Origin of the sequence: Rivularia sp. UHCC 0363, assembly GCF_034931125.1 — a bacterium.
GTDB lineage: Bacteria > Cyanobacteriota > Cyanobacteriia > Cyanobacteriales > Nostocaceae > Rivularia.
This window is the reverse complement of record NZ_JAYGHM010000006.1, coordinates 26,831-43,677: the sequence shown is the minus strand read 5'-3', so window position 1 is coordinate 43,677 and position 16,847 is coordinate 26,831. Positions and strand designations below refer to the sequence as shown.

Here is a 16,847-nt window from a genome sequence, read left to right as displayed (position 1 = left end):
AATTGCCGTTGAGAAAGCGGCCAACTATGCTGAATTTGATTTAAGTACATAGCATCCAATGAGTAAAAATAAAAGACTCTAAATACATAAAATTTCCTCCAACTAAGAAATTTATCGCCGAACACGGAACACACGTTATTCATCACTCACTCGTTGGGTCAGTCGTAATTTTACTAGGGAAGAACACTTTTAAAGCAACATTTTCGGTTGACACTTCTAAAATAGTTAAGGTAGGGATTCATCAAAAAGACTTCTTACCTGTATTTTAGAAAAGGGCGAATTTACTTAAAAATACCTTAATTTATGCAGCTAAAAGGTCTCCTAGTGTATATTTTTAACCTTAATTGAGGGTTTAAGTCCTTACTGTAAATTTTCATTAATAGTATTCATCCGTAAGGATGCAGCAAATTCTTTTAAAGAGCTACTCCACCTGTAAACGTTATGGCTTTTTCTTCCATAGTGCGTGCTTTGGGGCGTTCCCCTCTCACCACCGAACTTCTTTCTAAGTTAAAAACGCAAACTGAATTACGATTAAATGGGATTCCACGTTTACCGAAAGGTTTGGTGGCTTCAGCGTTAGCAAATAGTTCGGAACGGAACTTGTTTGTGGTATGCGCTACTTTAGAAGAAGCCGGACGCTGGACTACGCAGTTGGAAGCAATGGGATGGAAAACGATACATTTCTATCCAACTTCCGAAGCATCTCCCTACGAACCATTTGACCCGGAAACCGAAATGACTTGGGGTCAAATGCAGGTTCTTGCCGATTTAATCCAATCTACAGTGGGGGATAGTTCCTCTGCTTCAATGGCTGTCATCGCTACCCATGCAGCCTTACAACCACATTTACCACCCCCAGAGGCATTTAAACCTTTTTGTTTAAATATCGCTAAGGGAATGGAATTTAATCTTGGTCAGTTTGCCGAAAAAATGGCGACTTTAGGATACGAAAGAGTTCCTTTAGTGGAAATGGAAGGAACCTGGAGTCGGCGCGGTGATATTGTGGATGTGTTTCCCGTGTCTTCTGAGTTACCAGTACGCTTGGAATGGTTTGGCGATGAAATTGAGCAAATCCGCGAATTCGATCCTTCCACTCAGCGTTCTGCTTTAGATAAAATTGATCGGCTCATTCTTACTCCTACAAGTTTTGCTCCTATTTTGATTTCAGAGACGCAATTTACAGCGTCTGTAGAAAATTATCTTTCACCCGTAGAAAAAGAACAATTAGAAACAGGACGGCTTTTAGAAGGAACCCGCAGATTTTTGGGTGTAGCTTACGACAAACCTGCTTCTTTATTAGATTATTTACCTGAAAATACTTTAATCGCGATCGACGAATCCGAGCAATGCTACGCTCATAGCTTACGTTGGGTGGAGAATGCCGAGGAGCAGTGGGAAGGGAGAGAGAAGGGGGGAGAGGGAGATGGTGAACCCACTCTCGTGGGTCGTCTCCCTCCGTTGAGAGAAGTGGTGAATCCGTTCGCGAAGCGTCTCCGTAAGGAGAAGGGGGGGATAGGGGGATTGGGAGATGGGGAGAATATTTCTTCCTCTACTTTCTCTGCTTCCTCTGCTATTCTTCCGAAAATTCACCGCTTCTGGGAAGAATGTCTGGAAGACGTGACAAATTTTGAGACTTTATATTTATCAGAATTATCTGAAGAGAATGACGGGATTAATTTAGCAGCTCGTTCGATTCCGGTAACTCCCCGTGCTTTTGCGAAATTAGCCCAGACGCTGCGAGAAGAACGCGAGCGCAATTTTGCGGTATGGTTAATTTCGGCTCAACCTTCGCGATCGGTTTCGCTGTTGCAGGAACACGATTGTCCGGCGCAGTTTATTCCTAATCCCCGCGATTTCCAAGCTATTGATAGGTCACAAATTAATCACGTTCCGGTGGCTTTGAAGTATTCCGGACTTGCGGAACTTGAAGGTTTTATTTTACCTACTTATCGTTTGGTTGTTGTCACCGACCGGGAATTTTACGGACAGCATACTCTCGCTACTCCTGGTTACGTCCGCAAGCGTCGCAAGGCTAGTTCTAAACAAGTTGACCCTAATAAGCTGCGTCAGGGGGATTATGTGATTCACCGAAATCACGGTTTGGGTCAATTTTTGAAGCTGGAAAGTTTGACTCTGAATAACGAAACCCGCGATTATTTGGTTGTTAAGTACGCAGATGGATTGTTAAGGGTCGCAGCAGACCAAGTAGGTGCTTTATCGCGTTTCCGCACTAGCACCAACCAGTCACCACAACTCAACAATATGACTGGTAAGGCTTGGGAGAATACCAAGAATAAAGTCCGTAAAACTGTTAAAAGGTTAGCGGTAGATTTACTTAGGCTGTATTCGGCACGTTCCCAACAAACGGGTTTTACCTATCCCCAGGATTCACCTTGGCAAGAAGAGATGGAAGATTCTTTTCCCTATCAACCTACAACCGACCAGTTGAAGGCAACCCAAGATGTCAAGCGAGATATGGAAAGCGATCGCCCGATGGATCGTTTGGTCTGCGGTGATGTGGGTTTTGGGAAAACCGAAGTGGCAATTCGAGCGATTTTCAAAGCCGTAACTGCCGGTAAACAGGTGGCTTTACTTGCTCCAACTACAATTCTCACTCAGCAGCATTACCATACTTTAAAAGAACGATTTGCACCTTACCCGATAAATGTGGGATTGCTCAACCGTTTTCGTACCGCTGAAGAAAAGCGGAATATTCAGAAACGCTTAGCAACTGGTGAATTAGATATAGTTGTCGGTACTCATCAACTGTTAGGAAAAGGCGTTCAAATTAAAGATTTAGGGTTATTAGTTGTAGATGAAGAACAGCGGTTTGGGGTCAATCAAAAAGAAAAAATCAAATCTTTGAAAACTCAAGTAGACGTACTGACTTTGAGCGCTACACCAATTCCCCGTACCTTGTATATGTCCTTGTCGGGAATCCGGGAAATGAGTTTGATTACTACACCACCTCCATCAAGAAGACCAATTAAAACTCATCTTTCACCGATTAATTCCGAATCAATTCGGACAGCAATACGTCAAGAATTAGACCGAGGTGGTCAAGTCTTTTACGTAGTTCCCCGGATTGAGGGGATTGAAGAGAAATCGGCATTTATTCGAGAGATGATACCGAGTGCGAGAATTGCGATCGCGCACGGTCAGATGGAGTCGAGCGAATTGGAATCGATCATGCTTTCTTTCAGTAGTGGGGAAGCAGATATTTTAATTTGTACGACCATCATTGAATCGGGTTTAGACATTCCGCGAGTCAACACGATTTTAATTGAAGACGCGCACAAGTTCGGTTTAGCGCAACTTTATCAACTGCGGGGACGTGTCGGACGTGCGGGAATTCAAGCTCATGCATGGTTATTTTATCCCAAACAAAGGTCATTATCGGAAGCAGCCCGCAAAAGGTTGAGAGCGATTCAGGAATTTACTCAACTTGGTTCCGGTTATCAATTAGCAATGCGGGATATGGAAATTCGCGGAGTCGGTAACTTATTGGGAGCAGAGCAATCGGGACAAATGAACGTCATCGGCTTTGATTTATACATGGAAATGCTTGAAGAAGCCATCCGCGAAATTCGCGGACAAGAAATTCCCACCGTTGACGATACTCAAATTGACCTTAACTTGACAGCGTTGATTCCAGCCGATTACATTCCCGATTTAGATCAAAAAATGAGCGCTTATCGTGCGGTAGCGGTAGCGAAATCGAAATCAGAATTAGCGTTAATTGCAGCAGAATGGAACGATCGCTACGGAACCATACCCGCGTCAGCGAATCAACTTTTACGAGTCATGGAATTGAAACAATTAGCGAAGAATTTAGGATTTAGTCGGATTAAACCGGAAGGAAAGCAGCATATTGTATTAGAAACCCCAATGGAAGAACCCGCTTGGAAATTGCTAGCAGAAAAGTTACCGCAAAATCTCATGAGTCGGTTTGTTTATTCACCCGGTAAAGTAACCGTGCGGGGTTTAGCAGTGATGAAAGCAGACATCCAGTTACAAACCTTGATAGATGCTTTTATCAAAATGCAAGGTGCGGTACCTGAAGTTGCGGTGGTTTAGGTTTTGTAGGGTGTGTTATCGCGGAGCGCGTAACGCACCATTTAATCTGTGTTATTACTTGTATATAGAATATTTTCTTTTAAAAAATAATATACAGATAATTACATAGATAAAACTCATGAAAAAATGCATAATAATCCTTTTTGCAGCACTTTTAACAGCTTTTACGCAAAATGCTAAAACTGTTGCAACATTTTTACAACATAGATAAAAAAGGCTTCATTATAATTAAGTCAAATATAGGACTCCTATTTGATTTTTGAAAAAATAATTTAGCTCTAAGCCTGCTATACAAAGGTTTTATTCTAAGTATACTTAGCAAGATTCAAGTAGAATTCCTATATATTAAATAAATTTATAATTGAATTAAAATTACTAATAATATTAAACAAGTAGAAAATAACATTTATAAATACCGTTATAGGCAAAATTACAATTGTATGCTCAATCAAAACTTCAAAAATTCCACCATCAAATACCGCCGATATTTCTTTGAATTCTTAGGAAGCGAACGCTATTCCCGTCCTTATCGTCGCGGAGTTGGCTCCATAATCGAAAAATATCTACCTCAAAATGGCTTTTTTATTGAAGTTGGAGCAAATAACGGTTTTTCTGAAAGCAATACTTATTATCTTGAAAGATTTAGAAACTGCAAAGGAATTTTAATCGAACCAATTCCTCATCTTTATCAAGAATGCGTCAAAGAAAGACCAAATTCACAAGTTTTTAACTGTGCTTTAGTCTCTTCCGATTACCCAGAGCCGGAAATTGAAATGATGTACGGTCATTTAATGTCCCTCGTTAAAGGTGCTTTTGATGACGATCAAGTTGAAGCCGAACGTGTCGCGATCGCTGGAAGGAAATTGGGATTTACCCCTTACAAAATTAAGGTTCCAGCTAGAACTTTAACTTCTATCTTAGATGAAGCAAATGTATCTAAAATTGATTTTTTATCCCTCGATGTCGAAGGTTTTGAATTAAATGCTTTGCAAGGATTGGATTTTGATAAGTATCGACCCGAATATATGTTAATTGAATGTTTAAACGAAAAATATTTTCAAGAAATTGAATCTTACATTGGCGATCGCTACAATTTATTTGAACGTGCGTCTGAGGTAGATTATCTGTTTAAAAGTAAGGAGTAGGGAATAGGGAGTAGGGAACCTAAAATGCAAATCCAGCAAATCAAGTAGAATAGATCGATTATCTCAGTACAATCGACGGTTTTGTCAGCTTTCCTCCTTTCTGCTCGCAAGCTGAGAGCGCATTTGTAGAAATTGCTGCTTATTGTATAGATTAGAAAATATTGATTTTAAAAAACATAATTGATGCTGACAGTACTGCTACGCTGTTAATTAGAGCAAAATTATTTTCAAGAATAAAGCTTTTATATAGATGAATTATCTCGTTGCAGTATTCCCAGATAGGATGGTAGCAGAAGAAGCTTACACTGTCTTAGAAAAGAAGGGCATTAAAAGTACCATACTTGGTAGAGGCTATAAATCTGCTGATGAATTTGGTTTAATTGACCCCAAGGAAGAAGCTAAAAAGCAAGCAAAGTTTATGTCTTATTGGCTGGTACCGTTTGGTTTTGTGGCTGGTTTTACTTTTAGCTTAATTACTGGGTTAAATACCTTTGCTTGGGCTGGAGAAATCGGCAATCATTTTATTGGAGGATTATTAGGTGCTGGTAGTGGTGCTTTAGGTGCCATATTTGTAGGTGGAGGAGTCGGTTTAGTTTTTGGTGGTGGTGACGCTTTACCTTATCGCAACCGCTTAGATGCTGGTAAATATATAGTTGTAGTTGAAGGTCCTCAAAGTGCGAACCGCGAAACAACCAGAATTTTGCGTCAGCTTGAACCGGAAAATATTCAAGGTTACGCTGCGGAGTAAAGGGATGGGGAGATGGGGAGATAGGGAGATAGGGAGATAGGGAGATGGGGAGATAGGGAGATAGGGAGATGGGGAGATGGGGAGATGGGGAGATGGGGAGATAGGGAGATGGGGAGATAGGGAGATGGGGAGACAAGGGGACGAAAAAATATAATAAGTTAGGAGTTAGGAGTTATGACCTTTAACCTTTAACCTTTAACCTTTGACCTTTAACCTTGATAATTGTTTATTGATAATTGATAAAATGTTGCCCAGAGAAGAACTGTTAAAACACGTTGAGAATCGAGATACTCTAGCTCGTGTAATTGATTGCGCGGAAAAAGCTATTAAAACTTGGGAAGTTACGTTCACGGACTTTCTTTCACCTCCGGAATTGGCTGAAGCTCAACAAAGTTTTAGTCGATTAACTGAGGTGGAGTTGTTAGCTTGGGGTGGATATCCGCAAGCGGAACGAAAAAGAATTGCGATCGCACGTAGCGACCTTCCTCTAGATGAGTCGCAAGTTGAACTTGTTGCTTTGGATATTGCTGGTAATTTCTTGTTTGATACAGCAAATCACCGCGATTTCTTGGGTGCAATGTTGGGAACGGGAATCGTCCGCGAAAAAACTGGCGATATTATTGTACTCGGCGAACGGGGAGCGCAGGTAGTTGTCGTTCCGGAATTAGCCGATTTTCTAGAAGCAAATTTGACTCAAGTACGTTCGGTTCCTGTCAAGACTCAAAGGGTGGATTTAAGCGAATTAAAAGTTAGAGAACCCAGGAAAAAAGAATTAACCACCGTGGAAGCATCCTTGAGATTAGATGCGATCGCTTCTGCGGGTTTCGGAATGTCTCGCAGCAAAATGGTTGATTTAATAAATGCTGGTGATGTAAGGGTCAATTGGAAAGATATTAAGCAAGCTTCTCATCAAATAAAAACTGGAGATTTGATCGCTATACGTGGTAAAGGACGTTTAGAAGTAGGGGAAATCGCTGTTACAAAAAAAGAGCGCTATCGGATGCAGTTGACAAAGTTTGTTTAGACAATGATCAATTCCGTAGGTTGAGTTAAAAGCCCACGAGAAAATTATGGTTTACCAAATGTTAAGATGCGCTTTTAGCCCAACATTAACGCTTTGATTTTAATTGTTAATATTCTCCTCAAACCATAATGTTGGGTTACGACACGATTAATAAATATTTTCGCTATTGTTCAATATTGCTTTTCGTGTCTAACCCAACCTACAACTACAGCTACTACCGGATGCAGTTGACGAAGTTTGTTTAGACAATGATCAATTATCAATTTCGTAGGTTGGGTTAAAAGCGCACGAGAAAATTATGGTTTATCAAATGTTAAGATGCGTTTTTAGCCCAACATTAACGCTTTGATTTTAATTGTTAATATTTTCCTCAAACCATAATGTTGGGTTACGACACGATTAATAAATATTTTCGCTATTGTTCAATATTGCTTTTCGTGTCTAACCCAACCTACAGCTACTTTTGTATCTTGTAACCTAATATCCATCATTTTAATTTACCAAATTCTCTGAATTGAGTATGCATCAAACGCTGAGTCTACACCTATAACGGGTAATTGTTCTACCATTGCTTGGGCAATTAATAATCTATCAAATGGATCTTTATGATGCAATTGCATAGTAGCAACGGTTGTAACATGGTCTATTTCGATATTTAATAAAGCCATACTATTCTGTTCCATTTGTTGTCTCACAAATGTTTGCAGTGGTAAATTAAATGTTAACTTGCCAAGACTTTGTTTGATAGCCATTTCCCAAATGCTAGCAATGCTGAAAAATTTTTCGTTATACTCATCTTCAATTAATGTTTTAGCATTTGAACTTAATTGAGGACTATCTATTACAAACCAGATAAAAGTATGGGTGTCTAATAATAATTTCATTCCATATATTCTTTAAAATCTTCCAACGGTTCATCAAAATCATCTGAAATCCATACCAAACCCTTGGCACTACCAGCCTTTGCTGGATAACGTTTCACTGGTTCTATTACAGTAAGTTTAACAACAGGTTGCTCATCTTTAGTAATTATAATTTCTTCACCTTTAAGGGCTGCATCGATAAATTGAGCCAGATTCTCAGAAGCTTCTGCTAGGGTTACTTGTTGCATGAAAACATTTTTGTCAAATTTATACTTTTATTTTAATGTATAACGAATCAATAAAAATTAACATTAACCACAAATAATTTTACATAATTCAGCAAACATTGCTATCAAGGTGGGTTACGTTCTGCAATAACATACCCTACGACTGTATTTTCACTGATTCCATTGTAATTTTTATCGGCAAAAATGAATGTAAATGAATTATTAATTTTGATTTAATTTACATTTATACAGGATAAAATTTTATGCTCGCTGAAGTACCTATTCCCAACGTACAAGAGTTGCAGCAAGACGTTATTGAATTATTAGGAGAAATTAGCGATTTAATGAACCGTGCGAGTACTGCACTAAGCTCCGATCGCGTTGATAACAAATATGCTGACTTTGAAAAACAAATAAGAAACGAAACCACTAAGGTTGAAAATTTGGAGTTGAGAATGGCAATTGTTGCTCCAATGAAAGCTGGTAAATCAACAATTGTTAATGCAGTTGCGGGACAAGATATCCTCCCCAGTCGCAATTCTGCAATGACTACGCTTCCTACTGAAATTATTTTTGATGCTGGATTAGATAAACCTGTTTTAACTTTGAGTGATAGTGTTTTATCTGTTTTTCAAGATACTTTAGATTCATTACGAGAAAAAATTAACGAGCTAGGTTTGGAAACAGTCAAAGAAAGACTTGCTACCTATCCTCACTTGCAAGAAATGCCTGAGTTAATTCAAGTAAAGGTTAGTGAGTCGATACCCCGTAAATCTGAGGGACATAAAGATATTGCTCTTACTTTAACTAGTTTGAATGATATTGTTAGGCTTTGCAGCATTTTAGATCCGCAATCAGATCCAATTCAATATCTTGAAGATGTTCCTCGAATTAGAACACCATTTTGGCGTTCTTTAGAGGATAATAATCAAGCGAAAACTCAGGGAAAACTCGTAATTGTTGATACTCCGGGACCAAATGAAGCAGGGGAAAATTTACGACTTCAAGCAGTTGTTGCGGAACAACTTGAAAAAAGTTCGATAGTTTTAATTGTTTTAGATTTTACTCAATTAAAAAACGAAGCAGCGGAAAAAGTTAAACAAGACGTTCAAAGAGTTATTGATATACGAGGAAAAGAGAACCTGTATGTCTTGGTGAATAAAGTAGATCAACGTCGAGATGGTGATATGAATCCACAACAAGTTAAGGATTTTGTTGCTGCTGAATTTAAGATTGGTGAAGCTGGGGATAAAAATCGAGTCTTTGAAATTTCTGCTAGACGTGCGTTTACTTCTGCAAATTTTTTGATGGAATTGCAGCAGTTTCCCGATAAAAAAGTTGCTGAGATGAAGACAGTACGTGCTTTAGCTGAGGAAGTATTCGGGATTGACTGGGAAGAAGAATTAGAAGATGCGACAGTTGATGATTTGAAGATAAAAGCCGAAAAACTGTGGAAAAAGTCAGGTTTCGAGCCATTTTTGAATGGTGCGATCGCTGCTTTGATGAAGGAAGCTGCACCAAGGTGTATGAAGTCAACGCTGCAAATAGCAAATCATTATTTAGTTGAGTTGAACAATGATGTACAGCTTCGGAGTAGTGCGATAAATCAAGATGATGAGAAACTACAGCAAGAAGTTGATTTATTAGAACAAGATTTGAAATCTTTAGAAGAATGTCATCATCGTTTAAAAGAAGTAGATAGAATCAAAGTTGATTTAGAAAATCAATTAGATAAAATTCTTGAAAAACTAGAAACAGACGCTCAAGCATCTCTTGAAGCATATTTTACTGAAGAGAGATATCAACGTGCAGATTTTATTCAAAAAGGAGGTATGGGTTTCCAAAGTTTTTTTAATTGGGCTTCTAATAAGTTCGGACACGTTGAGATAAAATCACAAAATCAAGGTGTAATTGAATTTCCAACTTTACGTCAAGCAGAGGATTTTTCAGAAGAAGCGATTGCTTCTGTAAAACGCAATATTATAGAGCCTTTTTTAGAAAAAGTTCGCATAGAATTTCATAAAAATATCGAATCTGCTCGTCACAATTTAACTGATTTTTTAGAATACGAAACTCAGCCAATTATTAAACGCGCACAAACAAGACTAAATGAAAATTTTAATATCAATTTATCACTACCTGATTTGAAAATAAATTATTTTCCTGTCTATGAACCCAAAGCTAAAATTAACCATGAAAGTAGATGGGTTGACCAAGGATATGAAACAAAAGTAGTTCAAAAAAGAAGTTTTTTTCATTTTTTAGGGATGGTTCCAAAGAAAAAAACAATTAGAGTCAAACTACCAGATGCAAAAGAACAATACTACACTGTTTCATTACGAGAAATTAGTGATAAATCTAATAGATTAATTGATGAAAGTATTAAGAATATTAAACAAAAGGTCTATCAATACTTAGATGATGATTTCAAACAGCGCATTAACAACTTGTTTAATAATCTCGATAATTACTTAAATAATTACTGTGACACTTTAAAACAAGCGCAAGAAGATCAAAAAATAGAAGTTGACCAAAAATCTCAATTGATATCTAATTTAGATGCTTTATTTTCAGAATCTGGAAAAAAGCTTCGAGAAACCGAAATTTATCTACAACGTACAAATAACTTAATGGAGGATAAATAATGAAAAGTATTTCTCCTCTAACGAAATCAGCTAATAATAAAATCAGCCCTTCTACCAACCATCTCTCACAACTCCAAAACCGCATCCCCACCGTCAGCGACAAAGCTTTAATTAACTTAGTTAACGGAATTCAAGTTAACAAAGACATCATTCGCTATCGCAAAAATCGCGGTTTCTTCGGAAAGTTATTCGATAAACTCGACGGTAGCAACAGCAAGCGCAAAATATTACTTGATGGCAACATTATTGCAGGTCAAGAAGCTTTACAAAATTGGGTTTTAGAGCTTACTGATTCTCTCAATATCTCTCAAGTTGCTTTGGAAGTTACGCAAAAATCTTTGTTAGAAGCTCGTAACGCTATTCGCAATCAAAAACAGTGTTTACAATTACAGGAAGAGAAACTAAATCAACTTGCAGAACAAATCAATATCCGTATCAATAATATTGAAACCCGATTGCGTCAGTTAGAAATACGAGTTACTGCAAACGAAGATTTAGACAGAATAATTACCGCTTGGGCTGCTGGACAAACTTATAATAATTTACCTTGGGTTATACAAGTTGCTTTACTCGCAAAAGAAGTTTTCAGCAGTGCTGTAGTTATTTACGAATTGGAAACGGGAGACACCCAACGTTTTCGGGAATTGTTAGTTAATAAAATTATTGCTACAGAGAAACAATTACCTAACAGCTTTTTTGGAATAGGTGATTTATTAGATTATTCTTCAGCATCGATGACAGCAGATGATAAGGAATTAACAGCAAGTTTATTAGAAATTCGTTCTTTCTCCCAGCAACGTTTATTTGATATTCCTCATTTATTTGTAATTGGTACAACCCTTGAACTTGCAATTCCACAAACAGCGAAACCAGATAAACCCGGACAAATTGCCGTTTCGCTTTGTCGAAATCAAATTAATTCTATATCTCGTACCAGTGATGCGAGGGAATTTATCACTGCTGTGGTGGAAGAAACTGCAAACGATTGTTTACAAATAATTTCAAGTAAATAAACCACATTTTTGACCACTCTCTTTACTTCTTTCCTCTGCGTTCTCTGCGTCTCTGCGGTTTTACCTCAGTAATATTCTAGCGGGAAGCAGGTTAGGTTTCCGAGTCTAAGATATTTGAAAACTACTTTAAGAATAGAATAATCCCATGAAATCAAATCAACCAGAATTCGGACTTGTATTAACTGGTGGTGGTGCGAAAGGTGCTTATCAAGCTGGTGCTGTTCGATATATTGCAGAATTAGGATTAACACCACAAATCATTGCCGGAACAAGTATCGGAGCTTTAAATGGTGCAGTTTTATCATCTTATTATCCATTTTCTTACGGAGTAGAGCGTTTAAATCATTTTTGGGAACAGTTAGGAGAAGCAGAAATATTACGTCCTCACACAGGTACAATTCTGCAAACTCTTAGTTACGCAACTCAAGCTTTTACTCCCACATTACGACACTGGTTAGTTGATTTTTTAATCAAACAAGGATTTAAGAACAATAACACCTCTATTTTTGACCCCGAACCTATAGAATATTTTTTAAAACAAGCAGTTCATCCCAATACTCTGAGACAAAACATTGAATTATGGGTAACGGTGTTTCCTTCTTTGAAAATTCCCGGTTTGGGTTACGATTTATTCATCGATTTGATTCGGGCAAAAACTGGTGCTAATGCTTGTTGGCTGTGCGTACAAGACTGTATGGATGATGAAACTATTTATAATTTACTATTAGCAAGTGCAGCACTTCCTTTAGCATTTCCCAGTCGAGAAGTTAACGGAATAAATTATATTGATGGTGGTTTGGTTGATAATGTACCATTAATTGCTTTAGCAAAGCGGGGATATAAAAACGTAATTGTAATTCATTTAGAAAATGGTTCTGTATGGAATCGTCATGATTTCCCCGAACAAACAATTATTGAAATTAGACCGGAAACAGCAATTAATAAATCGGAAATTCCAGTTGTTGGTGTAGTGGATAGTTGGTTAGATTTTAGCAGTCAGCGAATTAGGAAGTTAAAACAGCAAGGATATGAAGATGCAAAACGCTGTTTAAATCCAATCATTAATTCTTTGATTGCAGTTAAAGAGTACCGTCAATCTCAAGTGTCGTTGATTAATTCTACTCACCAACTTCTGAATGATGCTCCATTGTGAATGATAATACTATTCTCCACAGTATTAATTGCATAGCCGGTACTTAAAAATTTATCTCGTATTCCACCAAGGGAAGTTTGCAGGGTAAGTTTATTTCCACTACTCCTTACCCAACCTGTAAAGTTGGCTTGGTAGACTACTAGGTAAATCCAAATTGCGCTAATATCCTAATAATGTAAACCAATTCAGTAGCGAGTTCATGGAGCCAGATTCACTACTAACAGAAGTCATCTTAACCTCATCACGTCAATCTCTGGGCAACATCCAACTTGATTGGACACCGCAACCTGGAAATTATCTTGACTTCAAAGGTGAAACCTACGCAGTATTAGAACGTCGTCACCGCTACCAGTTAAAGCAAGGACGCTACTGCTTGCACAAAATTGCAATTTACGTACAGTTAGCAAAAAGACCAGTGGAAAAAACTTTGGTAAACGGACGTTGGGTAATTGGTAACGCTAGCTGTAGCTACAACGCTCTTTCAGAAATTATCCGTTGTGCCGTCAATCCTATCGGACCCTGTAAAGGTTGTAAATATTTAGATAGGGAGTAGTCAACTCCTCACTTCTCATCTGCAATCCAAAATCCGTCTTGGAAAGTTTGGCGGGACGGAAACCGACACCGCCAACTTTCCGCAAAATCTAAAATCCAAAATTAGAAACTCCTAGCTTACCATCCCAAATTCTTCCCCTACAGTTAAACGACTACCGTTAACAAAATCCCATCCCGACTGGGGACGTTTCCCAGCTAGCTGGACTTCTTGTAATAACAATAAACCTTCTCCCGTCTGGACAATTGCTCCTATATTTTTAATAATACTTACGACTTCCCCTGGTTTTCCACTGGACAAATCTAGTAACTTATTTTTTATTTCTTGAAGTGCGACTGGTAATTGATCCCAGTAATCCGAACCAAGTGGAACAGTCGCTGTAATCTTGATAGTGCGATCGCGAAATGTTGCGACACAGTTGGGGTAAAAACCTCTAATTTTGTTGTGTAATTCTATGGCACTTTTTGACCAATCTAAACGATAATCTTCTTTTTTGATTAAAGGAGCGTAAGTTGCTTTTTCATCTTGGGGAATAGGTTTGATTTCCTGGTTTTGCAGTTTTATAAGTGTTTCTACCAGTAAGTCTGCACCCATTAATGCTAATTTTTCTGCCAAATCCTGGTAATTATCAAGCAATCCAATGGGTGTTTTAGCTTCTAGGAGAACTGCTCCAGTATCCATACCTGCATCCATCAACATAGTTGCGATCCCCGTTTCTGTTTCTCCATTGTGCAAACACCACTGAATCGGTGCTGCACCGCGATATTTCGGTAAAATTGAGCCGTGTACGTTGACACAACCAAGTTTAGGCATATCTAAAATTTCTTGGGAAAGAATTTGTCCGTAAGCAATTACAACAAATGCGTCTGCATCTATTTCCTTTAGTTGATTTAAAGTCGCAACATCTTTTTTGATTCGCTGGGGTTGCCATACTGCTAAATTATTTGCTGATGCGACACTTTTTACTGGAGAAGGTGTAAGTTTATTCCCACGTCCCCGAGATTTATCGGGCTGGGTAATAACCGCAAGTACTTCAAAATCTGAATGACTAAGCAATTTTTCTAAGGTGGGAACGGCAAATTGGGGAGTACCGAAAAATACAATTTTCATAAAGCAAATACAATACCGATTAACTCAACTTTTAACACTGATACATACCGCCCGATCGCATAACAATAAGCCAATAGATAGAGTGCAATTAGTAAGTATATAGGGTATCTTAGTATAGGTTGCGTCTGAAGCGAAAATCCAATATTTTTATTGCTTGCGTTCTTCAAATTTTTTGCATCTAGTGAATACTGAGTATTTGTAGCTAAGTTTTATTACTAAGTCGAGTAATTTTGTGGTTGCAATTCAAGTTAGTATATGCTGGACTGCGCCAAAATTCCAAGTAGCATTTTAGAGCCAGGTCTTAATTGCTTCTATTATTTTTTCTGATATTACATATCATGCCCGGAATTAGGGTTTGAAATGTTGAAGTATAAACTGGGCAGGTAGGATTTGTCGGAATTCTGATTCCGACATTTATCTAAGTCATCGGGGTTAAATTAAGTTTTGTGTCATTTTGATTATTTGGTAGTGGCTGTATTGACGCTAATTTAATTTTGAGCCAAGATTTGGTTAAAATGACATTTTTTGGTTTTTGTACTTACGCAATAATGCGTTATTTGAGTAACTTTATCCAAACTATGAATTATCTAGACATTCGTTTAGATAAATGAGTAAAAAAGAATACGCGATTTTTGCTAAACTGTGCGAAATTATAGTAGAGCATCTCGCGAAATCGTTAGTTCCCTGTTATACATATAAAAGATAGCCTGCCCCATTGCCGTGAGGCATTGCTCTTCCTATAGCAACCGCCCTCTAAAGAGTCAACCAACAAATGCTGAAACATCTTTTACTGTCGGGATGGTTCCGCGTACAACCATTCCTCAAGTACGTATTAGTCGTAGTGCTGATTGCGCCTTTATTAGGAGCATCAGGAAACTCTAGCTCAGCAAAACAATCACAAATAACCAAGCTTACAGCCGAATTGCCAGATTTGGAATCGTCGGTGTTAGTAGAAGTTCCGATTGCTAGCGAATACAAATTATCGCAACCAGAAGCTGTCAAAACTTTGACACCTGAAGTTGACTCTGAGTCAGTAAGAATGGCTGCGGTCATCGAGCCAAAAATAATACAATCGAATGTCGTAGAGTCTTTAACTATAGATTTAACTGGAGAAACAACTTCTCCTAATAATTCTTCCGAGCGAGACCCATTTTCAGAAGTTGAACTCGCACCACCTGCTGTTAATTCTCAAGTATTACCGAAGAAACTTTCTCGTACTGAAATTAAGTTAGTACAGCGTTTAAAAGCTGTAAAAGCTCAATCTTCAGGGAATAGTTCGCTCAGAGAGGGTAAGATCGTAGCTTTGAGAAGAAATTTAATTCCTCAACCTACCGATGCACCTGTAAGCGAAGAACCACAGCAATCAGAATTATCACAAGAAGATCCAATTGGAAGCCCTCATCCGGTTCCTTGGAAATGGATTACAGCTACTCAAGAATCCGTAAGCAGTACTACTGGTTCGGGAGTACGTTACTACCGTAGCTTACCCGTGATTTCTCCAGATGGTCGTTATTCTATATACAGTCGGGTCAAGTTGGAAGTTAAGCCGCAAATGTACGAAAGCCGCGTCAGCAGCGTACTATTTGTGGAAGATAGACAAACTAAGCGTTTGAAGGTTGTATCATCTACTTCTGCTTTATTAGACCCTTTGATTCATGGTAAAACGGCTCACAGCAAAGAAGACGGCGATTTCCCAGGAAAAATCGGTGTATTGGTTCCTGTTGGCTGGTCGGAAAATGGCGAGCGTTTCTTAGCACGTAAGTTTGAAGGTTTATTCAATACTGCTCACGCTTCAGACCAAGCACTAATTTGGAACCGTCAGAATAATCAAGCTAATACAGTTGCTCCTTCTCAAAAGAATCATCAGTATGACATTGCTATCTTATTAGGTTGGAGCAAAAATACACCTGATAATGTGGTATTTCAGGCTGGTGAAATGGGTCAAGAAACTTGGCCTACTATAACAGTTTCCAATGATGGTAAAACAGTTGCAACACCAGCATTAGACCAGCCTACCACTTTTGGTAGAAAGGCTACTGATGTTTGGGCAGGGCCCCAGGTAGCTTATCAATAAATAAGCCTGATAATTAATATAATCCCGTTCTAGTTCGAGCTAAAACGGGATTTTTAATTTATTGTATTTTATAGCGGTTTTCAGTTGAATAGAATACAAAAACCTTACCCCGCTTCCGGCACCCCTCCCCTTGCTAAGGAGAGGGGATGGGGGTGAGGTTCTCCGAAGCGTATTGCACTCAACCGAAAAGGACTATATTTTAGGGCATTGTACCTTTA

General features: G+C 38.4%; 12 protein-coding genes. 9 read left to right on the top strand and 3 right to left on the bottom strand.

The annotated features are described in order from the left end of the window. Positions 1-441: 441 nt before the first annotated feature. The 4 genes from mfd (at position 442) to VB797_RS05210 (ending at position 6,994) form a co-directional block, all read left to right on the top strand. On the top strand, positions 442-4,077 hold the full coding sequence (gene mfd, locus VB797_RS05225) for a transcription-repair coupling factor (protein WP_323236593.1): 3,636 nt from the start codon (positions 442-444) through the stop codon (positions 4,075-4,077). A gap of 440 nt (positions 4,078-4,517) precedes the next feature. Then, complete coding sequence (locus VB797_RS05220; RefSeq protein ID WP_323236592.1) at positions 4,518-5,222, top strand: FkbM family methyltransferase; 705 nt, start codon at positions 4,518-4,520, stop codon at positions 5,220-5,222. Between the two features lie 250 nt (positions 5,223-5,472). After that, entirely contained in the window at positions 5,473-5,970 is a 498-nt protein-coding gene (locus VB797_RS05215) for a hypothetical protein (RefSeq protein ID WP_323236591.1), read from the top strand. Positions 5,971-6,214: 244 nt separating this feature from the next. Then, positions 6,215-6,994: a photosystem II S4 domain protein gene (locus VB797_RS05210; RefSeq protein WP_323236590.1), complete on the top strand. Its 780-nt coding sequence runs from the start codon at positions 6,215-6,217 to the stop codon at positions 6,992-6,994. 497 nt (positions 6,995-7,491) lie between these two features. On the opposite strand, the gene VB797_RS05205 is transcribed toward VB797_RS05210, so the two are convergent. Next, complete coding sequence (locus tag VB797_RS05205) at positions 7,492-7,878, bottom strand: type II toxin-antitoxin system VapC family toxin (RefSeq protein WP_323236589.1); 387 nt, start codon at positions 7,876-7,878, stop codon at positions 7,492-7,494. Then, on the bottom strand, positions 7,875-8,105 hold the full coding sequence (locus VB797_RS05200; RefSeq protein ID WP_323236588.1) for a type II toxin-antitoxin system prevent-host-death family antitoxin: 231 nt from the start codon (positions 8,103-8,105) through the stop codon (positions 7,875-7,877). The genes VB797_RS05205 and VB797_RS05200 overlap by 4 nt, the downstream gene beginning before the upstream one ends. Before the next feature lie 242 nt (positions 8,106-8,347). Between VB797_RS05200 and VB797_RS05195 the strand changes: the two genes are divergently transcribed. The 4 genes from VB797_RS05195 (at position 8,348) to VB797_RS05180 (ending at position 13,448) form a co-directional block, all read left to right on the top strand. Further along, positions 8,348-10,729 carry a dynamin family protein gene (locus VB797_RS05195; protein ID WP_323236587.1) on the top strand — a complete coding sequence of 794 codons (2,382 nt, stop codon included), beginning with the start codon at positions 8,348-8,350 and terminating at the stop codon, positions 10,727-10,729. Next, positions 10,729-11,742, top strand: a complete 1,014-nt coding sequence (locus VB797_RS05190; RefSeq protein ID WP_323236586.1) for a diguanylate cyclase regulator RdcB family protein — start codon at positions 10,729-10,731, stop codon at positions 11,740-11,742. The genes VB797_RS05195 and VB797_RS05190 overlap by 1 nt, the downstream gene beginning before the upstream one ends. A gap of 145 nt (positions 11,743-11,887) precedes the next feature. Then, positions 11,888-12,895, top strand: coding sequence for a patatin-like phospholipase family protein (locus tag VB797_RS05185; RefSeq protein WP_323236585.1), 1,008 nt, complete (start codon positions 11,888-11,890; stop codon positions 12,893-12,895). A 199-nt stretch (positions 12,896-13,094) separates the two neighbouring features. Continuing rightward, on the top strand, positions 13,095-13,448 hold the full coding sequence (locus VB797_RS05180) for a DUF6464 family protein (protein ID WP_323236584.1): 354 nt from the start codon (positions 13,095-13,097) through the stop codon (positions 13,446-13,448). A gap of 111 nt (positions 13,449-13,559) precedes the next feature. On the opposite strand, the gene fmt is transcribed toward VB797_RS05180, so the two are convergent. Further along, complete coding sequence (fmt, locus tag VB797_RS05175; protein WP_323236583.1) at positions 13,560-14,555, bottom strand: methionyl-tRNA formyltransferase; 996 nt, start codon at positions 14,553-14,555, stop codon at positions 13,560-13,562. Positions 14,556-15,327: 772 nt separating this feature from the next. Here fmt and VB797_RS05170 point away from each other — a divergent pair. Continuing rightward, positions 15,328-16,629 carry a hypothetical protein gene (locus VB797_RS05170; protein WP_323236582.1) on the top strand — a complete coding sequence of 434 codons (1,302 nt, stop codon included), beginning with the start codon at positions 15,328-15,330 and terminating at the stop codon, positions 16,627-16,629. Positions 16,630-16,847: the final 218 nt, after the last annotated feature.

Excerpts from the sequence above, each read along its gene's own strand:
- fmt (WP_323236583.1), bottom strand. The coding sequence starts at position 14,555 with ATGAAAATTGTATTTTTCGGTACTCCCCAATTTGCCGTTCCCACCTTA.
- mfd (WP_323236593.1), top strand. The coding sequence starts at position 442 with ATGGCTTTTTCTTCCATAGTGCGTGCTTTGGGGCGTTCCCCTCTCACC.
- VB797_RS05220 (WP_323236592.1), top strand. The coding sequence starts at position 4,518 with ATGCTCAATCAAAACTTCAAAAATTCCACCATCAAATACCGCCGATAT.
- VB797_RS05180 (WP_323236584.1), top strand. The coding sequence starts at position 13,095 with ATGGAGCCAGATTCACTACTAACAGAAGTCATCTTAACCTCATCACGT.
- VB797_RS05170 (WP_323236582.1), top strand. The coding sequence starts at position 15,328 with ATGCTGAAACATCTTTTACTGTCGGGATGGTTCCGCGTACAACCATTC.
- VB797_RS05205 (WP_323236589.1), bottom strand. The coding sequence starts at position 7,878 with ATGAAATTATTATTAGACACCCATACTTTTATCTGGTTTGTAATAGAT.
- VB797_RS05195 (WP_323236587.1), top strand. The coding sequence starts at position 8,348 with ATGCTCGCTGAAGTACCTATTCCCAACGTACAAGAGTTGCAGCAAGAC.
- VB797_RS05210 (WP_323236590.1), top strand. The coding sequence starts at position 6,215 with ATGTTGCCCAGAGAAGAACTGTTAAAACACGTTGAGAATCGAGATACT.
- VB797_RS05190 (WP_323236586.1), top strand. The coding sequence starts at position 10,729 with ATGAAAAGTATTTCTCCTCTAACGAAATCAGCTAATAATAAAATCAGC.
- VB797_RS05185 (WP_323236585.1), top strand. The coding sequence starts at position 11,888 with ATGAAATCAAATCAACCAGAATTCGGACTTGTATTAACTGGTGGTGGT.
- VB797_RS05200 (WP_323236588.1), bottom strand. The coding sequence starts at position 8,105 with ATGCAACAAGTAACCCTAGCAGAAGCTTCTGAGAATCTGGCTCAATTT.
- VB797_RS05215 (WP_323236591.1), top strand. The coding sequence starts at position 5,473 with ATGAATTATCTCGTTGCAGTATTCCCAGATAGGATGGTAGCAGAAGAA.